The following is an 18,483-nucleotide window of genomic DNA, read 5'->3' as shown; positions in this document are numbered from 1 at the left end:
CCACTCGGGGTCTCATGACAGAGCCCTCCCGGCGAGAAGCCGGAAGGGCTCTGACGACGAGAACGCTAGCTCACTCCTCGGACTTGCCCGACTTCAGGCCCGACGAGATCAGGTCCATCACCGACGAGTCGGCCAGCGTGGTGACGTCGCCGACCTGCCGGTTCTCCGCGACGTCGCGCAGCAGGCGGCGCATGATCTTGCCCGAGCGCGTCTTCGGCAGCTCCGGCACGACCATGATCTGCCGCGGCTTCGCGATCGGCCCGATCTCCTTCGCGACGTGGTTGCGCAGCGCCTGGATGGCCTCCTCGCCGCCGTCCACCGCGTTGCCGCGCAGGATGACGAACGCGACGATGCCCTGGCCGGTCGTCGGGTCGGTCGCGCCGACGACCGCGGCCTCGGCCACCGTCGGGTGCGAAACCAGCGCCGACTCGACCTCGGTCGTCGAGATCCGGTGCCCGGACACGTTCATCACGTCGTCGACGCGGCCCAGCAGCCAGACGTCACCGTCGTTGTCGTACTTCGCGCCGTCGCCGGCGAAGTAGAATCCCTGGTCCTTGAAGCGCGACCAGTAGGTGTCGCGGAAGCGCTCCTCGTCGCCCCAGATGCCGCGCAGCATCGACGGCCACGGCTTGTCGAGCACCAGGTACCCGCCGCCGCCCGGGCCGACCTCGGTGCCCTGGTCGTCGACGACCTTCGCGGACACGCCCGGCAGTGCCTTCTGCGCCGAGCCCGGCTTGGCCGAGGTGACGCCCGGCAGCGGCGAGATCATGATCGCGCCGGTCTCGGTCTGCCACCACGTGTCGACGATCGGGGTGCGGCCGGCGCCGATGTTCTCGCGGTACCAGATCCACGCCTCCGGGTTGATCGGCTCGCCGACCGAACCCAGCACGCGCAGCGTCGACAGGTCGTACTTCTCGGGGATCTCCGCGCCCCACTTCATGAACGTGCGGATCAGCGTCGGCGCCGTGTAGTAGATGGAGACCTTGTACTTCTGGATGATCTCCCAGTGCCGCCCCTCGTGCGGGGTGTTCGGGGTGCCTTCGTAGACGACCTGCGTGACGCGGTTGGCGAGCGGGCCGTAGACGATGTAGCTGTGGCCGGTGATCCAGCCGATGTCCGCGGTGCACCAGTAGACGTCTTCGCCTGCCTTGTGGTCGAAGACGTTGTGGTGCGTGTACGCGGTCTGCGTCAGGTAGCCGCCGGAGGTGTGGAGGATGCCCTTCGGCTTCCCGGTCGTGCCGGACGTGTAGAGGATGAACAGCGGGTGCTCGCTGTCGAACGCCTCGGGAGTGTGCTCTTCGGACTGTCCGTCGACGAGCTCGTGCCACCAGAGGTCGCGGCCGTCGGTCCACGGGACGTCGCCCTCGAGCTGGTCGCCCGTGCGCTTCACGACGATGACCTTCTCGACGGTCTCGGCGCCTTCGAGCGCTTCGTCGACGTTGGCCTTCATCGGCGCGGCCTTGCCGCGGCGGAACTGGCCGTCGGAGGTGATGACGACCTTCGCGGCGGCGTCGTCGACGCGGGCCCGCAACGCCGTCGGCGAGAAGCCGCCGAAGACGACGTTGTGCAGCGCGCCGATCCGCGCGCACGCGAGCATCGCGAAGATGGCCTCGGGCACCATCTGCAGCTGGAGCGCCACGACGTCGCCGGCGGTGACGCCCAGCGACGCGAGTGCGTTGGCGGCCTTGGAAACCTCGGTCTTCAGCTGGGCGTAGGTGATGTCGCGGGTGTCGCCCGGCTCGCCGACCCAGTGGATCGCGACCTGGTCGCCGTGGCCGGACTCGACGTGCCGGTCGACGCAGTTGTAGGCGACGTTCAGCTTGCCGCCGACGAACCACTTCGCGAACGGCGCATTGGTCCAGTCCAGTACCGTGGTCCACTTCGTGTCCCACGTGAGCCGCTCGGCCTGCTTGGCCCAGAACGCTTCGCGGTCGGCGTCCGCCTCGGCGTAGAGATCGGCCTTCGCGTTGGCCTGGCCAGCGAATTCGTCACTGGGCGGGAAGGTGCGGCTCTCGGTGAGCAGGTTGTCCAGGGCGGGGGACTGCTCGGTCATGGTTGCAAGGCCTCCTGTAGTGCGCCGAAACGACGGCTAGCGGCACGCTAGCGACGTTAGTCCGCCTTGTAAAAGGTTGCACCCACGTTGCCCTGCCGTTTCACCGAGGCAGGCGAGCCCCGGTGACTAAGCGTTCGTTCAGCCGGGCCTTCGCGGCGGGCCACTCCGGCGCCAGCATGGAGTAGGTGACGGTGTCGCGCGACGAGCCGTCCGGCCGGATCCGGTGCGCGCGCAGCACGCCTTCGCGAAGCGCGCCAAGGCGTTCGATGGCGCGTTGCGAGCGGAGGTTGCGGATGTCCGTCTCCCAGGAAACCCGTTGCGCACCAAGGATTTCGAACGCGTGCTGGAGCAGCAGCAGCTTCGACTCCGTGTTCAGCCCGGTGCGCTGCCAGTCCGCGCCGATCCAGGTGTGCCCGATCGACAGGATCCGGTGCTTCTCGACGACCTGGTAGTACGACGTCGTCCCGGCGACACGGCCCGAAGCGACGTCGAGCTGCGCGAAGGGCCGCCGGTCGGGGTCGGCGAGCGCCTGCGCGACCAGCCGCTCGGCCGCGGGCAGGTCCGCCGGCTGCCGGCTGCTCAGCCACGCCCAGATGCCCGGGTCGGTGCCCGCCTCGAACAGGCCCTTGGCGTGCTCGGGGGTCAGCGGTTCCAGCCGGACGTGCGTGCCGGCCAGGGTGGGTTGCGTGTTCCAGTCGCTCACGTGATCACCGTAAGTGCGCCAATGGCCGTCTGTGATAGCCAATTTTCACGCATTTCCGCAGTCCACTTCGGCGTTGCCTATGCTCGGCTGACCACGACGGAAGGGCGGCTCGATGGCCGAAGAGCGGGAAGAGCTGAGCTGGGAGCTGTTCGGCACGGCGAGCCGTGAACTGGCTCACACCATCGCCGAAGACGGCTTCGCGCCCGACCTCGTCCTTTCCATCGCGCGCGGCGGCCTCTTCGTCGCCGGCGCGCTCGGCTACGCGCTCGACGTGAAGAACCTGCACGTGATGAACGTGGAGTTCTACACCGGCGTCGACCAGCGCCTCGACCTGCCGGTGATGCTGCCGCCGGTGCCCAACGTCGTCGACCTCACGAGCAAGAAGGTGCTGATCGCCGACGACGTGGCCGACACCGGCGCGACGCTCAAGCTGGTCCGCGACTTCTGCCTCGACCACGTCGCCGAGGTGCGCTCGGCGGTCGTCTACGAGAAGCCGCACTCGACGGTGAAGTGCGAGTACGTCTGGCGGCACACCGACAAGTGGATCAACTTCCCGTGGTCGGTGCTGCCGCCCGTGGTCCAGCGCTCGGGGCAGGTGCTCGATGCCTGATCCCCTGAAGCCCCTCCTCGACCTCGAAGGCGTCGCGGCGGCGGCGAAGTCCGCGCAGGACGCGGTGTTCGCGGTCCACCGCCTCCCGGCCAACCTCCGCGGCGGCGCGGCGACCGCGGCGGAGGCCTCGGTCCGCGCGGCCCGCGCGTCCGCCGGTATCGAGGGCGCCAACCCCGAACTGCCGCTCGACGGCGCGGTCGCCGACCCGGTCCTCGCCGGCGCCCTGCGCGTCGCGGAGACCCTGGAGTCACTGCTGCCGACGTGGCGCCGCGCGCCGCTGCAGGCGCTGGCCCGCCTGCACGTCCTGGCCGCGGCGGACCTGGTCGACGACCTGGACGCGTTGGGCCGCCCCCAGTCCGGCGGCGGCCGCCTCGAGCTGCTCGCCCAGCTGGTGACGGGAGCGACGTCGATCCCGGGCCCGGTCCTGACGGCGGTCGTGCACGGAGAGCTGCTGGCCCTCAAGCCGTTCGGCAGCGCGGACGGCGTGGTGGCCCGCGCGGCCGCCCGGCTGTCGATGGTCGCGACCGGCCTGGACCCGAAGTCGTTGAGCGTCCCGGAAGTGGCTTTCTTCCGCCGGGTCCCGCGCTATCTCGAAGCGGCGGAAGGTTTTGCGGGCGGGACGCCGGAGGGCGTCCGCGCGTGGCTGCTGTTCTGCTGCGAAGCGTTCGAAGCGGGTGCGCGGGAGGCGAAGAGCATCTCGGACGCGGCTTCTTAGCCGGTCAGCTTCGCCGACCACTTCTCTTCGATCCGCCCGAACCGCCACACGGCCAGCGCGACGACCCACGTCAGCACGAACAGCCCGACGATCCCGAACCCGACGTAGTCCAGGTCCACCGACGCGATCGCGGCGAGCGGCCCCGAAGTGATGTCCAGCTTCTCGGCCAGGATCGACACCAGCTCGATCGTCCCGATGAGCAGCGCCACCGCGACCGACAGCGCGGTCACCGTGATGTTGTAGAAGATCTTGCGCACCGGCTTCGCGAACGCCCAGCCGTAGGCGAAGTTCATGAAGCAGCCGTCGACGGTGTCGAACAGGGTCATCCCGGCGGCGAAGAGGATCGGCAGCACGAGGATCGCGTACCAGGGGAGGGCGAACGTCGCCGCGCCCGCGGCCAGCACCAGCAGCCCGATCTCGGTCGCGGTGTCGAAGCCCAGCCCGAACAGCAGCCCGACCGGGTAGATGTGCCACGGCTTGCGCACGGCCTTCGTCGCGCCGCGCAGCACCCGGTTCATGACGCCGCGGTTGTCCAGCTGGTGCTCCAGCGCGGCTTCGTCGAACTCGCCCCGGCGCATCTGCCGGAACACCCGCAGGATGCCGACGAGCACCACGAGGTTGAGGATCGCGATCACGTACAGGAACACCCCGGACACCGACGTCCCGATCACGCCGGTGGCCTGGTGCAAGGCCGAGGAGTCGTCCTCGACCTGCCCGGCCAGCGCGCGGACGCCCAGCGACAGCAGCAGGCACAGCGCGAAGACGATCGTCGAGTGCCCGAGGGAGAACCAGAAGCCGACCGAAAGCGGCCGCTGGCCGTCGCTCATCAGCTTGCGGGTGGTGTTGTCGATCGCGGCGATGTGGTCGGCGTCGAACGCGTGCCGCATGCCGAGCGTGAACGCCGTGACGCCCAGCCCGATCCCGAACACGCCGGACGCGCCGAGCGCGTAGTGGTGCGGTGCGACGAACGCCGTGAGCACGCCCCAGCCCACGACGTTCAGCAACAGGACGAACCCGGCCATCCCGCCGATCGACACCCACTCGCGACGCGAAAGCCTGCGTCGCGAGTCCTCCGTCTTGCCCGCCATGCCCACCCGCCTTCCCTCTCATCTGAGAGGTTAGACAGATGAACAGATGGAGTTCTAGCTCGCTCGTACCCTGAGAGTGTCCAGCGCCTTGCGCACGTGCCCGCCGGACGTGTGCAAAGCCTTCGCGGCGCTCTTGACGTCCTCGCCGGACAGCAAGTGCACCAGCGCCACCTTGAGGTCGCCCCCGGCCTCGGTGAGCGCGTCCGAGCAGTCCGCCATCGTCATGCCGGTGGCTTCCTGCAGGATCCGGATGATCCGGCCGCGGAGCTTCGCGTTCGTCGCCCGCATGCTGACCATCAGGTTGGAGTAGGTCCGGCCCAGCTTGATCATCGTCGCGGTGGAGAACGACGTGAGGATCATCTTCTGCGCCGTGCCCGCCTTCATCCGGGTCGAGCCGGCGATCGCCTCGGGACCGGTGTCGACCGCGATGAGCACGTCCACCCCGGCCGGCTTCGCGGCCTTGGCGTTGCCCGAAACCAGCCCGGTCCGAGCGCCCTGGCGCGACGCCGCGGCCAGCGCACCCAGCACGTACGGCGTCCTGCCCGACGCCGTCAGGCCCAGCACGAAGTCGCCGGGCTGCACCATCGCGGCCATCTCGGCGGCCCCCGCGGCCGAGTCGTCCTCCGCGTTTTCGACGGCGTTGCGCAGGGCCTTCTCGCCGCCGGCGTGGTGCGCGATGAACCAGTCGCCCGGCACGTTGAACGTCGGCACCAGCTCGGCCGCGTCCAGGGTGGCCAGCCGCCCGGACGTGCCCGCGCCGACGTAGTGCACCCGGCCCCCGGCCCGCAGGGCGTCCACCGCGTAGTCCACCGCGTGCGCCACCTGGGGCAGCACCGCGGCCACGGCACCGGGGACCGTGCGGTCCTCGGCGTTGATCGCGCCCAGGATCCCCGCGGTGGACATCAGGTCGATGTCCCGGGTGCGGGGATTGCGGGTTTCGGTCGGCGAATCGACGTGCACCGTCTGCACGGGGACAGTCATCATGCGCCTCACATTTTCTCCGGTCATCTACTTGCCGGTTTCCCGCGGACGGCGACGACCGTCCGGCCTGACCCCCAAGCGGTGTGATCCGACTGCGTCCCGCGTCGCGTCCAGTGCGCTCACCGACGCGTCCATGTGCCGCTGCGCGACGCCGATGAACAGGCAGTCGATGACGGTGAGCTGGGCGATGCGGCTGGCCGTGGCGCCCGACCGGAACGTGGTTTCCCGCGCCGCGGTCGTCAAAACATGATCGGCGACCTCGGTGATCGGGGAACGCGGGAAGTTCGTCACGGCGATGGTGATCGCGCCGTGCTCGCGCGCCACGCGCAGCGCCTCGACGGTGTCGGTGGTCGCGCCGGTGTGCGAGACGCCGATCGCGACGTCACCGGGGCTGAGCACCGCGGCCGAGGTGAGCATGATGTGCGTGTCCGACCACGCGAAGCACACGCGGCCGATGCGGTGCAGCTTCTGCTGCAGGTCGGCGGCGACGAAGGCGCTGGCGCCCACGCCGTAGACGTCGACGCGGCCGGCGTTCGCGACGACCTCGATCACCTTCTCGAGGGTGGCGACCTCGAGCTGGTCGGCCGTCTCCTCGACGGCCCGCGCGTCGGCGAAGCTGACCTTGCCGATCACGGCGGCCAGGTCGTCCTCCGGGCTGATCTCGCCGCCCAGGTTGCGCGTGGTCCGCGCCTCGGTGCGCGCGGTGTCCGCGGCCAGCGCGATGCGCAGCTGCGGGTACCCGCCGACCCCGACGGCCTTGCAGAACCGGGTCACCGTGGTCTCGCTCGTGTTGGCGGCCAGGGCCACCTCGGTGATGCTGCGGCGCGCGACCGACGCGGGGTCCTCCAGCACCACCTTCGCCACGCGCTGTTCGGCGCGGGCCAGGCCGGGGAGCAGGGACCGGATCCGCACCAGCGGGCTGGAGTCGGCGTCCCGCACGGCCGTCTGGACCGATACGGGCTCGGACGGTGCCGTGCCGACTACGGATTCGGTATCACTCACCGTCGGAAAGTTACTAACCGTTGGCATTTGCGACAAGGCTACCCACACCCTTCGGTACGATCGCAACCCGTCCGTGTCTGCGGATCTGGATTTGCGATTAATCGTTGACCAGAAAGTCGCCAACAGGGTCGACCTTGTTAACGAGGTCAAGCTAACGACTTGGCAACTTAGTGTCGCGGTGCAAGCGGCAAGCAGACGGTAAATTCCGGCTTGCGGTGGACATTCGGCGACCGGACGGTCACCGAGAGGTCAACTGCCAACCCTCCGCGACGAAGACCGCGGGGTTTCGTTCACCGTCGAGGAGTGATCGGCCGCTCTCGGTGACTTTCACACCGTCCACCGAAACTCCTCGTCCCGTGTAACTCGGGTCGGTGCTGTAACGCCAGCGGAGGCTCACCGACGCGCCTTGGGGCAGCGTGCCGACCGCCTGCCACCAGGCGCGGTGCCCGTGTCCGGAGAGCGACGTCACGGTTCCGGAGGGTGCCCCCGGTCCGGAAACCGATAGCGTGATCGGTTGCCAGTTAACGCCGTCGGTGCTGGCCTGCAGCTGAAGTGGATCACTGCTGCCCTCGGTGTCCACGAAAGCAGCGAACGAGACTCGCGCTTGATCACTATGCGTAGTAAATGCGCGAGTGCTGAGCGTAGCCACCGCGGCGTTACCGAGCGTGCTCGTCCAGGCGTCCTTCCCGGCCGCCGGCCGCACCGCCATGGCCCGGGCCAGCGACGTCGCCCAGACCTGGCGGGCGGTGTTGATCGAGCCCCAGTTCCGGCTCGGGTGCACCCGGTTCGTCAGCAAGATCGCGAACGATCGCGATTCCGGGTCGATGACCAGCGTCGTTCCGGTGTAACCGGTGTGCCCGGCGGTGACCGGCGACGCCAGCGCACCCATGTACCAGGGCTGGTCGAGTTCGAAGCCGAGGCCGTGCGAGTCGTCCGGGAACTGCTGGTTGTAGTTCGTGAGCATCTGGCGCACGGTGTCCGGCCGCAGGATCCGGTGCCCGCGGTAGCTGCCGCCGTTGAGGATCGCCTGGGCCAGGTTGGCCATGTCGCCCGCGGTGCTGAACACGCCGGCGTGCCCGGCGACACCGCCCAGCGACCACGCGTTCTCGTCGTGCACGCTGCCGCGCACCATCCCGCGCGGCGGGTTCGCCTGGGACTCCGTCGCGGCGATCCGGCCCAGCTTCGACGCGGGCGGGTTGTAGCCGGTGTCGGCCATGCCGAGCGGTGCGGTGATCCGGTCGTGGACGACCTTGTCGAGGCTCTGGCCGGTCAGCTTCTCGACGATGAAGCCGAGCGTCAGCAGGTTGATGTCCGAGTAGAGGTACGTCGTCCCCGGCTTGTTCTTCAGCGGGCTGTCGAGCACGGCCTGCCGGCGCGACGGGATGTCCGGGTAGCCCGCCCACAGCGACGGAATCGGGTCGGCGTCGAACCCGGAGACGTGCGTGAGCAGCATCTGGACCGTGATGGCGGCCTTGTCGCCGGTGGCGAACTCCGGGAAGAAGCGGCTGACCGGGGTGTCGAGGGTGAGCTGCCCGCGTTCGGTCAGCTGCAGCACGGCGATCGAGGTGAACAGCTTCGAGATCGACGCCATGTCGAAGATGGTGTCGTTGCGCATCGGGACCTGCTGGTCCGCGGGAAGTTCGGTGCCCTTGGCGTCGGCGTACCGCAGCGCGCCGCCGACGGCGTACCGGTCGACGACCACGCCGTCGTGCGCGAGCAGGCCGACTGCCCCGGCGAAGTGCGGGTGCCCGGTCGCGTCCGGCTTCGTCCAGCTCGCCAGGAAGTCCTCGGCCGCCTTGATCGGCGCGGGGTCGAGGTTGACGTCCTGCGGGCGCCCGTCGCGCAGCGTCGTCCACGGCGGGGCGAACCCGTGCTGCGGCCGGTCGAAGCGGCCGGCCGCCGGATCGTGGCTGGTGATGGCGCTGGCTCCCGAGGTCAGGCTGGTCAGCGCGACCAGGACTCCGGTGGCCGCGACGAGGACCTTCCTAGCACGCACGAGTCTCCCCCTCAGCGGTAGAGCAGGTAGTGGCGACGTCTCCGGTCGAACGCGGCCAGCTCGGCCCGCCAGGCGCCGGTGACCTCGTCGACGCCCGCACCGGCGTCGACCATGGTCCGGAGCCGGTCGGACCCGGACAGCTTGTCGATGTAGTTGTCGGGGCGCCAGGCGAAGACGCCCGGGTGCAGCGCCTTCGCCGTGACGAGCATGGCGACCGCGGTCCGGATCGCGTCGAAGGCGCGGGGATCGTCGACGCTGAGCTGCACACCGCCGCACGTCTGGTTGGCGAACTTGCTGAAGGTGGGGACGAAGTAGGCCTCGCGGAACTTCGCTCCGGGCAGCCGCTCGTCTTCGAGCTTCTCGCGCCAGCGCCAGTCGAGGCCGGGCGCGCCGATGATCTCGAACGGCCGGGTCGTGCCGCGGCCCTCGGAGAACACGGTGCCTTCGAACATCCCGGTGCCCGGGTAGACGAGCGCGGTGTCCGGCGTCGGCATGTTCGGGCTGGGCAGCACCCAGTTCAGCCCGGTCCGCGCGAAGAGCGTGTCACGCTGCCAGCCGCGGACCTGGACGACGTCGAGCCGCACTTTTTCGTCCGGCAGGAACTCGCCGGCGAAGAAGCGGGCGAGCTCGCCGACGGTCATGCCGTGCTGCTGGGCGATCGGCTGCCGCCCGATGCCGGAGGCGAACTTCGGGTCGAGCACCGGTCCGGCCGCCCGGCCGCCGAGCGGGTTCGGCCGGTCGAGGACGACGAGCGTGGCTTTGACCTGCGCCGCGGCCACCATCGCCGTGTAGAGCGACCAGATGTAGGTGTAGAAGCGCGCGCCGACGTCGGCGATGTCGAAGACGACGGTGTCGACGCCGGCCTTCGTGAATAGCGAAGCCAGCTTCGGCGCGTCGACGCCGTACGCGTCGTACACCGGTACGCCGGTGCGAGGGTCGGTGTAGTCGCCCTCGGAGCCGCCGGCCTGCGCGCTGCCGCGGAAGCCGTGTTCGGGGCCGAAAGCCGCCACCGGTTTCACGCCGGCGGCGACCATCGAGTCGACGATGTGGTCGCCGTTCAGCAGGACACCGGTGGGGTTGGACAGCACGCCGACCTTGCGGCCCTCGAGCGTGCGCCAGCCCTGGGCGGCCAGCTGTTCCGCGCCGGTGAGGACGCGTGTTTCCGGCCGGGCTGCTTCGGGTTGGGCTCCGGCCACGGCCGAGCCGCTGGAGAGGGCCGGGACGGCGAGCGCGCTTGCGCCGAGGAAGTGGCGCCGGTTGAGGTTCACCAGGTCAGCCCGTGGCCGAAGGGGTACTTGACTTTCTGCACGTCGGCGCCCGCCGGGATGTCGACCGGCAGCTTCCCGACCGGGTTCGTCTCGCCGAGGATCACCTTCGCCAGCGCCTCCAGGGTCGGCCCGATGTAGCCGTAGGTGGCCAGCCAGGTCTTCACGGTGCTCGGGTAGCCGGCGTCGTACGGGATTTGCGCGGCGACCGCGACGACCGGTTTCCCGGTGGCCTGCAGCGCGTCGAGCAGCTTGGTCTGCAGCGGGTAGGTGCCGATGTTGTTGGTCAGCACGACGACGAGGTCGGCGCTCTGCGCCTTGGCGACCGCCTGGGCGATCTGGGCGTCGGTCGGTACCTGGCCGGTCTGGTAGGCCGTCGCGGCCGTGCCGTGGGCGGTCAGCTTCTGCGCGAGGGACGTCGTCGTGGAGACGCCCCAGCCGGTGACGAGCGTCGTCGCGGGCTTCTGCTTCAGGGGCAGGAGGCCGGCGTCGTTCGCGATGGCCGTGATGCCGCGGTCGGCGATGTCCTGCGCCGTCGCGAGGCTCGACGGGGTGCCGACGGTCTTCATCACCTGGCCCGGTGCGACGAACGGCGCGAACAGGATGCCGCGCAGGAACTTGAGCTTCAGCACGCGCAGCACGCTCTGGTCGATCCGCTGCATCGGGATGTCGCCGGACTTGACGGCGGCGAGGACCGAGTTGATCGCCAGGTCGAGGTGCACCGGCATGAGCAGCTGGTCGACGCCGGCCTTGAGCGCGAGCACCGGGATTTCGGCGTCGCTGTGCAGCTTGCGCACGCCTTCCATTTCGAGGGAGTCGGTGATGACGACGCCGTTGTAGCCCAGCTCGTTGCGCAGGCGGTCGGTGATGATCGGCTTCGAGAGCGTCGCGGGTTCGAGCGACGGGTCGAGGCTCGGGAACTGGATGTGCGCGCTCATGATCGAGTCGACGCCGGCCGCGATCGCGGCCTTGAACGGCGGCACGTCGGTGGCCCGCCACTGCGCTTCGGTGCTGTCGATCCGCGGCAGCCCGGTGTGGCTGTCGGTCGGCGCGGCGCCGTGCCCGGGGAAGTGCTTGGCCGTCGCCGCCACGGACTTCTCGAAGCCCTTGACCTCGGCGGTGACGAAGTCGCTGGCCAGGCCGGGTTGCCCGGAGAAGGACCGGACGCCGATGACGGGGTTGACCGGGTTCGAGTTGACGTCGGCGTCGGGCGCGAAGTCCTGGTTGATCCCGACGGCCCGCAGTTCGCGGCCGAGGATGGTGGCGGCCTGCGTCGCGCGGTTCGTGTCCCGCCCGGCCGAGATCGCCATGGCGTTCGGGAACTCGGTGGCCGGCGCGCCCATCCGCGTGACCGTGCCGCCCTCCTGGTCGGCGGCGATCTGCAGCGGGATGTGCGCCCCGCTGCGGATCGCGGCCTGCTGGAGGCCGTTGGACAGCTTCGCGACCTGCACGGGGTCGTCGAAGTTGTCGCGCGAGTCGTTGTTGAAGTAGATGACCCCGCCGAGGTGGTACTTCTCGATGACCTGCGCGGGAGTGTCGACGCCGAAGTCCGTCTGGTTCTTCGGGTTGACCTCGTCGGCGGTCTTGCCGTTCACCCAGGTGACGAACAGCTGCCCGACCTTCTGCTCCAGCGTCAGCCCACGCAGTGCCTGCGTCGCCGCGGCCTCGGCCTGCGCGTCCGCGCTCACCCGCGGCGCACTCGCCGCTGTCCCGACACCCACACCGGTGAAGGCGAGCACCCCGGCGACGGGCAGGGCGAGCGCATGGAACCTCCGATTTCGGGTCGTCACGACCAGCCTCCCAGAAAGTTGCGGGCGCCGTCGGACGTCAGAAGTCCACTCGGAGGCGCCAGTATCGGGAAGCTACTCACCGAATCCGGCGCTGTCCATCGACCGACCGCACGAACGGCCCAGTCGTACCCGGATCGGTAGCGAAAGTCCCCATCCGCAAGATGCGCCCACCCCGAGTCCCGCCCCCAATCACGCGAGTCCCGTCTTCAATCACGCGAGTGACGTCCCCAATCACGCGAGTCCCGTCCCGGCTCACGCGTGTCGACCCCCCAATCACGCGTGTCGACCCCCCAATCACGCGTGTCGACCCCCCAATCACGCGTGATGCCCCGCCAGTCACGCATGCGGCCCGAACCCCGCGCCGGCGTACCCCCACATAGACGAGGCGGCGCCCGTGGCCGAAGCCACGGGCGCCGCCTGCAAGCGCGAACTTCTCGGGCGACCAAGCGTGCAACTCTGGTCGTACCTACATGGACTCGGCGTGTGGCGTCCCACTACGCAGTCCCTAGACGACGAGCCTCCCGCGGCGCGCTGCGCGTGGGTACCCGGAGTCCGCGCACGGAGGTTTGCCGGGGTGGAACAGGCTTCTCTTCTACCTGCTCCCTGGCCGACCGAACGTCCGCACCTACTTTCTACGCCGTGAGCCCGGTCACTTCAAGTGCGCGGACGGGTGCACCGGTACAGAGGCTGGATCGGGTGACATCGGCACCCTGCGCGACGGACAATTCGGGGCTGGGCCAAGCAAAGTGGAGGCCGTACGGCCGTGTGGGTGGCGGACGGCCGGCTATCGGGACCGACGGCGACGGTTGAGGCCGTACCAGGTCGCCCCGGCGGCCACCGCGCCGACGCCGAGCGCCACCATTCCGGCCGATCGCGTGGGGATCCGGGTACGCAGCGACATCGGCCGGTCGAAGGCGAGGATCGGCCAGCCGCGGTCGAGGGCCTCGCGCCGCAGGAGCTTGTCCGGGTTCACAGCGTGCGGGTGTCCGACGACCTCGAGCAGCGGGATGTCGGTGCTCGAGTCGGTGTAGGCGAAGCACTCGGCGAGGTCGTAGCCGTAGGTCGCGGCGAGCTGCTTCGCGGCGACGGCTTTGTTGGCCCCGTAGCAGTAGAAGTCGACTTCGCCGGAGTAGCGGCCGTCGACGATCTGCATCCGGGTAGCGACGCTCCGCGTCGCGCCGAGCATCTCCGCCACCGGCGCGACGACTTCTTCGCCGGTCGCCGACAGCACGATCACGTCGTGCCCGTCCTCGCGGTGCCGCGCGATCAGTTCCGCCGCCTCCGCGTACACGAGCGGGTCGACGACGTCGTGCAGCGTCTCGCGGACGATCGCCGAAACCTGGGCGACGTCCCAGCCGGCGCACAGCGCGGAAACTTCGGCGCGCAGCCGTTCGGTTTTGTTCTCGTCGGCGCCGGCGAGTGAGAACACCAGCTGCGCGTATGCGCTTCGCAACGCGGCGCGACGGTTGATCAACCCTTCTTTGAGGAGGGGCTTGCTGAACGCCAGCGCGCTCGACGAAGCGATGATCGTCTTGTCCAGGTCGAAGAACGCGGCCACCGCGTGCTCCGGGCCCGGCTTCCGGATGCGCGACGGCGCGCTGCTCGGTTCGGCCACGTGTCCAGGATAGGAGCTTGATCGCGGCGCGTCCCGTTGATCCACCACGCGCGCGTCGCGCCGGGCGGAAAATCCATGACAGGCAGGCACTTCGGGCGCACTGTGCCGTTACCGAACTGTGTGCCTCCTCCGGCGCGCGAACGGGCGCCGGGCGGAGTTACAGTGAGGGAGCCCGGTGTCCAACCGGGCCGGTTCAGTCCGACCCCCCGGGGCTGAACCCACGGCGGCCCCCGTCCCTCCCCCCTGGCGGGGGCCGCCCTCTTACCTCCCGCTTGCCTTTCCCGGTTTCCTTTGCCCAGGCCGGATTCCTTTTTCTGCCACGTCGTTCGTGGCATTTTGCCGTCCGCTTACCTTCGGCAATTTCCCGGTGCGCTCCCGAATGGTGGTTCGTGCTGCGAGCGGAAACTTCGCGTGCGGATGTTCGCGCTGATTTCTGCCGCAGATGCGTCTCGGGCGGGCGCGATCCTGCCACACCGCACCGACAGAACCGGTCCGCGAGCCGGTCTCCGTGCCGCAGTTGTCCACAACACCCCGGTTGTCCACAGCCGGCCGTCCGCCCCGTTGTGCCACCCGGCCCCCGCCCGCGACGGTGGAAGCCGGGCCACCCACGGCCCGCACCGACGACGGGGGAGGAACGCATGACGGGGGCAAGACCGCTGGTGGTCGCCGCGGACGAGACCGTGCTCGACGAGATACTGCGGGTGGCCGCGGTCGCGGGCTGCGAACTCGACCGCGCACCCGACCTGACGGCGGCGAGCACGCACTGGGCCCGCGCGCCACTGGTGCTCCTCGACGAAGACGCCGCGCGGATGCCACCCGCGCTGCCCCGGCGTGGCGGGATCTTCCTGGTCTGCAAGGGCAGCCCGGGCCCGTCGACGTGGGAGCACGCGTTCCGCGTCGGCGTCGAGCGCGTGATTTCGTTGCCCGACGAGGAGACGGAGCTCGCCGGCGCGTTCGCCGACGTCGTCGAGACACCGGCGGAACAACCCGGCCTGGTGCTCGGCGTGGTCGGAGGCCGGGGCGGCGGAGGCGCGTCCGTGTTCGCCTCGGCGCTGGCAATGGTGGCCGACCGCGGCCCGGGCGGCGCGCTGCTGGTGGACTGCGACCCCCTCGGCGGCGGCCTGGATGTGTTGCTCAGCCTGGAAAACACCCCGGGAAACCGCTGGCCGGAGGTGAACCTGAGCGGCCGGGCATCGGTGTCGTTGCTGGCCGCGAGCCTCCCACGGCTCCGCCACCGCGGCGGCAGCCTCCCGGTTCTGGCGTGCGCCCCCGAAGGCGAAGGCCCGAAGGTCGAGTCCCTGTCGGCGATCTTGTCGGCCGCCCGCCGTTCGGGCCGCACGGTGGTGTGTGACCTGCCGCGCACCCTCGGCGAGGTGGCCGAGGAGGTGCTGCTGCGCGCGGACCTGGTGTTGCTGGTGGTGCCGCTGGAGTTCCGGGCGTGCCTGGCGGCAAAGCAGGTGCTGAAGCGTCTGACGCAGCTGACGACCCGCCTCGGAGTGGTCACATGTGGACGGTCGCACGAGAAGACAGCCCGCTCGGCAGCCCTCCTCGGCCCACCGGTGATGGCCTCGATGCCCCCGGAACGCGGCCTGGGAAAAGCAGTGGAGAAGGGTGAGTTCCCGGCAAGATTCAAAGGCCCCCTGACAACAGCGGCGACAAAGGTCCTGCGAGCGGCTCACAACGAAGCCCAGGCGGCCACCCGATGACGGCCAAGGCAGACCTCCGCCGGTCAGGAGCTCCGACGAGAGTCTCGGAGCTGTTGCTCCCCACGATCCTGTGCTTGCTGAGCCGCGGCCCCCAAAGCGCGACGAGCTTCTCGAGATTGCTGCGCTCCGGGCCGGAGTCAGAGGAGTGCTCGCCAGGCACTCGTGTCACCTCAGCTATCGACCGCCCCACGCCGAGAGCGCCAGGCACCCGCGTCACAGCTCTTCGCGACCGCCCGCTGCCACACCGAACAAGGCAGGTGAACCGATGACCACCGACTTCGTCGACCGCGTCCGCAACCGCCTGGCCGGCGACCGCCGCCAAGCCGACCCGGTCGCCGTCGCGAGCGCCGTCCGGGCCGAAGCGGGTGGCGCCCTCGGCCACGATGCAGTGCTCGACGCGGCCCGTCAGGCCCGCGACGAGTTCGTCGGCGCCGGCCCGCTCGCCCCGCTCCTCGACGACCCGGCCACCACCGACGTGCTCGTCACCGGCCCCGGCGAAGTCTGGACGGACGGCCCGCAAGGCCTCGTCCGCACCAGCGTCCGCTTCAAGGGCGAAGAATCCGTCCGCCGCCTGGCCCAGCGCCTCGCCCTCGCGGCCGGCCGCCGCCTCGACGACGCGCAGCCCTACGTCGACGGCTGGCTCCCCGGCACCGGCCCCCACGGCCGCATCCGCGTGCACGCCGTCCTCCCGCCGATCGCGGCCGGCGGCACCTGCCTGTCCCTCCGCGTCCTGCGCCCGGCAACGCACGACCTCAGCGCTCTCGCCGAACTCGGCGCGTTCGACGAAGCCGGCGCGAAGCTGCTCGGCACCGTCGTCTCCCGCCGGATGGCGTTCCTGGTCACCGGCGGCACCGGGGCGGGCAAGACCACACTCCTGGCCGCGCTGCTCGGCGCGGTCGACCCGGGTGAGCGGATCGTCTGCGTCGAGGACGCCGGCGAACTGCAGCCCGCGCACCCGCAGTTCGTCAGCCTCGTCGCCCGTCCGGCCAATGTGGAGGGTGCGGGCGCGGTCGGCCTGCCCGAGCTCGTGCGCCAGGCGCTGCGCATGCGTCCCGACCGGCTGGTGGTCGGCGAGGTCCGCGGCGCCGAGGTCGGTGCCCTGCTCACCGCGCTGAACACCGGTCACGACGGCGGCGCCTGCACCGTCCACGCCAACTCCCCGGCCGAGGTACCCGCCCGCATCGAGGCACTGGCCGCGCTCGGCGGTCTCGGCCGCGACGCCGTGCACAGCCAGCTCGTCGCGGCGATCCGCGTCGTGCTGCACATGCGGCGCGAACCCGGCGGCCGCCGGCGCTTGGCCGAGGTCGGCGTCCTGCGTGCGGAACACGGCCGGGCCCGGGTCGTCCCGGTGTGGCGCGCGGGCCGGTGGACGATCGATCGGCACCTGTTCCCGACGTCGGGGGCGATCGCGTGCTGAGTCTTCTGCTGGTACGGATTTCCTTGCTGCTCAACGCTTTCCCGCGCGATCGGAGGCGACGGCGATGATCGGCCCGTGGCCCCTGCTGTGCCTGGGCGCGGCCCTGGCGTGCTGGCCACCGCCACCGGACCGCTTCCAGGTCGCGACCGAGCCACCGGCCACCGTCCGGATCCCCGACGTGTGGCGCGTAGTCCGCTGGCTGCTCCCGACGGCGCTCGCCGGACTGCTCGCGGGAGCGGGCGGCGCGGTCGCCGCCGGCGTGCTGACACTGGCGTGGCGCCAGGAGCGGCGAGCCCATCGCCGGGCCACCGCGGACCTGGCGACGGCCACGCACACCGAAACGGCGTTGCGAACCATGGTGGCCGAGCTCCGATCGGGTGCCCACCCGGTGACGGCGGCGGAAGCCGCCGCGGACACGGTCCCGGCCCTGGCCGGCGAACTACGCGCCTTGGCGACGGCGGCCCGCCTCGACACCGAGCTGTCCGCACCGGCGCTACCGCACCTGGCCGCGGCTTGGTCACTGGGCAAACGGCACGGCCTCCCGATGGCCGACGTCCTCGACGCGGCCCGCCGCGACGCCGAGGCCGGTCTGGCGTTCGCCCGCCGGATGCGCGCCAAGCTGGCCGGACCCCGCGCGAGCGCGGCGGTGCTCACCGGGCTGCCGGTGCTGTGCGTGCTGCTCGGCGAGGTCATGGGCGCGGCTCCGCTGTCGGTGCTGACCGGCAGCACGGCGGGCCAGGTACTGCTGGTCGCCGGGTGCGTCCTGCTCTGGGCCGGCACGGCTTGGTGCCGCGCGCTGACCGGAAAGGTGTGGATCCGGTGAACGCCGTCGCACTCCTTCTCTTCGGCGGAGCGCTGCTCACCTGGCCGGACAGGCCCCCGGCGCGGCGCTTCGAACGGCTGGCCGGAGGTCTTGAGCCCGTCCGCAAGAAGCATCACGCGCTCTCGTACGTCGCGGCGGCCGTAGGTGGCGTCTCGGCAGGGGTGCTGATCGGCGGGGTCGCCGGGGCGGTGGCGGGCGCGATCGTGACCGCGACCGGGTGGTGGGCGATCCGCCGCACCCGCCGTCCGCGACCACCGGCCGTGGACATCGCCGCCAAGCTCCGGCTGGCGGGAACGCTCGATCTCCTCGCCGCCTGCCTGCACGCCGGGCTGCCGGTGCCAACGGCGCTGGAGGCCGTGGCCGGCACCGCGCCGGCCGCAGTGCGAACGGCGCTGGGCTCGACGGCCGGGCTGCTCGTCCTCGGCTCCCGGCCGGACGAGGCCTGGGCGTCGGTGCGGGCAGTCCCGGGCTTGGACGAGCTGGCGGCCGCGGCGATCCGCACGTCCCGTTCGGGCGCGGCGTTCGCCACGGCGGCCACCGACCTCGCGGCACGTTTCCGCGACGACCTGGCCACCGAGGCCGAGGAACGCGCCGAGCGGGCCGGAGTGGCGCTCGCCCTGCCGGTCGGGCTGTGTTTCCTGCCCGCCTTCTTCTGCCTGGGCGTGCTGCCGGTCGTCCTCGGCCTCGCCGGACGGCTCGGCCCGCTCTTCTGACCACGG

The 18,483-nt window shown here is 70.7% G+C and carries 15 protein-coding genes; 6 read left to right on the top strand and 9 right to left on the bottom strand.

The features are described 5' to 3' along the window. Positions 1–70: 70 nt before the first annotated feature. Both acs and BLW76_RS46425 read right to left on the bottom strand, forming a co-directional pair. The gene (acs, locus tag BLW76_RS46430; RefSeq protein ID WP_091318973.1) at positions 71–2,053 is read right to left on the bottom strand and encodes an acetate--CoA ligase; all 1,983 of its coding nucleotides are present in this window, start codon (positions 2,051–2,053) and stop codon (positions 71–73) included. 100 nt (positions 2,054–2,153) lie between these two features. Further along, positions 2,154–2,756, bottom strand: coding sequence for a GNAT family N-acetyltransferase (locus BLW76_RS46425; RefSeq protein ID WP_091318972.1), 603 nt, complete (start codon positions 2,754–2,756; stop codon positions 2,154–2,156). 112 nt (positions 2,757–2,868) lie between these two features. Here BLW76_RS46425 and BLW76_RS46420 point away from each other — a divergent pair, with 112 nt between their 5' ends. Beyond that, positions 2,869–3,366: a phosphoribosyltransferase gene (locus BLW76_RS46420; RefSeq protein ID WP_091318970.1), complete on the top strand. Its 498-nt coding sequence runs from the start codon at positions 2,869–2,871 to the stop codon at positions 3,364–3,366. Then, positions 3,359–4,081, top strand: coding sequence for a Fic family protein (locus tag BLW76_RS46415; protein WP_091318968.1), 723 nt, complete (start codon positions 3,359–3,361; stop codon positions 4,079–4,081). The genes BLW76_RS46420 and BLW76_RS46415 overlap by 8 nt, the downstream gene beginning before the upstream one ends. Here BLW76_RS46415 and nicT read toward each other — a convergent pair. The 7 genes from nicT to BLW76_RS46380 all read right to left on the bottom strand — a co-directional run bounded on the left by nicT (position 4,078) and on the right by BLW76_RS46380 (position 13,818). Further along, a complete protein-coding gene (gene nicT, locus BLW76_RS46410; protein WP_091320719.1) occupies positions 4,078–5,169 on the bottom strand; it encodes a Nickel transporter NicT in 1,092 nt (363 codons plus the stop codon). The two genes, BLW76_RS46415 and nicT, sit on opposite strands and share 4 nt — an antisense overlap. A gap of 54 nt (positions 5,170–5,223) precedes the next feature. Continuing rightward, positions 5,224–6,153 carry an N-acetylmuramic acid 6-phosphate etherase gene (locus BLW76_RS46405; protein WP_091318966.1) on the bottom strand — a complete coding sequence of 310 codons (930 nt, stop codon included), beginning with the start codon at positions 6,151–6,153 and terminating at the stop codon, positions 5,224–5,226. A 24-nt stretch (positions 6,154–6,177) separates the two neighbouring features. Further along, on the bottom strand, positions 6,178–7,152 hold the full coding sequence (locus BLW76_RS46400) for a MurR/RpiR family transcriptional regulator (protein WP_425266051.1): 975 nt from the start codon (positions 7,150–7,152) through the stop codon (positions 6,178–6,180). A 238-nt stretch (positions 7,153–7,390) separates the two neighbouring features. Continuing rightward, entirely contained in the window at positions 7,391–9,148 is a 1,758-nt protein-coding gene (locus BLW76_RS46395; protein ID WP_091318964.1) for a serine hydrolase domain-containing protein, read from the bottom strand. 11 nt (positions 9,149–9,159) lie between these two features. Further along, positions 9,160–10,416, bottom strand: coding sequence for an exo-beta-N-acetylmuramidase NamZ family protein (locus BLW76_RS46390; protein ID WP_091318962.1), 1,257 nt, complete (start codon positions 10,414–10,416; stop codon positions 9,160–9,162). After that, on the bottom strand, positions 10,413–12,152 hold the full coding sequence (locus BLW76_RS46385; RefSeq protein WP_091318961.1) for a glycoside hydrolase family 3 protein: 1,740 nt from the start codon (positions 12,150–12,152) through the stop codon (positions 10,413–10,415). The genes BLW76_RS46390 and BLW76_RS46385 overlap by 4 nt, the downstream gene beginning before the upstream one ends. An 835-nt stretch (positions 12,153–12,987) precedes the next feature. After that, positions 12,988–13,818 (bottom strand): HAD family hydrolase, encoded by an 831-nt coding sequence (locus BLW76_RS46380; protein WP_091318959.1) that lies wholly within the window; start codon positions 13,816–13,818, stop codon positions 12,988–12,990. A gap of 638 nt (positions 13,819–14,456) precedes the next feature. Here BLW76_RS46380 and ssd point away from each other — a divergent pair. The 4 genes from ssd (at position 14,457) to BLW76_RS46360 (ending at position 18,477) form a co-directional block, all read left to right on the top strand. Beyond that, the gene (gene ssd, locus BLW76_RS46375; RefSeq protein WP_091318957.1) at positions 14,457–15,524 is read left to right on the top strand and encodes a septum site-determining protein Ssd; all 1,068 of its coding nucleotides are present in this window, start codon (positions 14,457–14,459) and stop codon (positions 15,522–15,524) included. A 265-nt stretch (positions 15,525–15,789) separates the two neighbouring features. Then, on the top strand, positions 15,790–16,941 hold the full coding sequence (locus BLW76_RS46370; RefSeq protein ID WP_091318956.1) for a TadA family conjugal transfer-associated ATPase: 1,152 nt from the start codon (positions 15,790–15,792) through the stop codon (positions 16,939–16,941). A gap of 64 nt (positions 16,942–17,005) precedes the next feature. Next, complete coding sequence (locus BLW76_RS46365; protein ID WP_091318955.1) at positions 17,006–17,764, top strand: type II secretion system F family protein; 759 nt, start codon at positions 17,006–17,008, stop codon at positions 17,762–17,764. Then, positions 17,761–18,477 carry a type II secretion system F family protein gene (locus BLW76_RS46360; protein ID WP_091320716.1) on the top strand — a complete coding sequence of 239 codons (717 nt, stop codon included), beginning with the start codon at positions 17,761–17,763 and terminating at the stop codon, positions 18,475–18,477. Before BLW76_RS46365 ends, BLW76_RS46360 begins: the two co-directional genes overlap by 4 nt. The last annotated feature ends 6 nt before the right edge of the window (positions 18,478–18,483 follow it).

Source organism: Amycolatopsis tolypomycina (assembly GCF_900105945.1).
Lineage (GTDB): Bacteria > Actinomycetota > Actinomycetes > Mycobacteriales > Pseudonocardiaceae > Amycolatopsis > Amycolatopsis tolypomycina.
This window is presented reverse-complemented; position numbering and strand designations above follow the sequence as displayed.

What these genes read in the sequence shown, in the direction of transcription:
- acs (WP_091318973.1), bottom strand. Translation starts at nt 2,053, where the DNA reads ATGACCGAGCAGTCCCCCGCCCTGGACAACCTGCTCACCGAGAGCCGC.
- BLW76_RS46420 (WP_091318970.1), top strand. Translation starts at nt 2,869, where the DNA reads ATGGCCGAAGAGCGGGAAGAGCTGAGCTGGGAGCTGTTCGGCACGGCG.
- BLW76_RS46415 (WP_091318968.1), top strand. Translation starts at nt 3,359, where the DNA reads ATGCCTGATCCCCTGAAGCCCCTCCTCGACCTCGAAGGCGTCGCGGCG.
- nicT (WP_091320719.1), bottom strand. Translation starts at nt 5,169, where the DNA reads ATGGCGGGCAAGACGGAGGACTCGCGACGCAGGCTTTCGCGTCGCGAG.
- BLW76_RS46405 (WP_091318966.1), bottom strand. Translation starts at nt 6,153, where the DNA reads ATGATGACTGTCCCCGTGCAGACGGTGCACGTCGATTCGCCGACCGAA.
- ssd (WP_091318957.1), top strand. Translation starts at nt 14,457, where the DNA reads ATGACGGGGGCAAGACCGCTGGTGGTCGCCGCGGACGAGACCGTGCTC.
- BLW76_RS46370 (WP_091318956.1), top strand. Translation starts at nt 15,790, where the DNA reads ATGACCACCGACTTCGTCGACCGCGTCCGCAACCGCCTGGCCGGCGAC.
- BLW76_RS46365 (WP_091318955.1), top strand. Translation starts at nt 17,006, where the DNA reads ATGATCGGCCCGTGGCCCCTGCTGTGCCTGGGCGCGGCCCTGGCGTGC.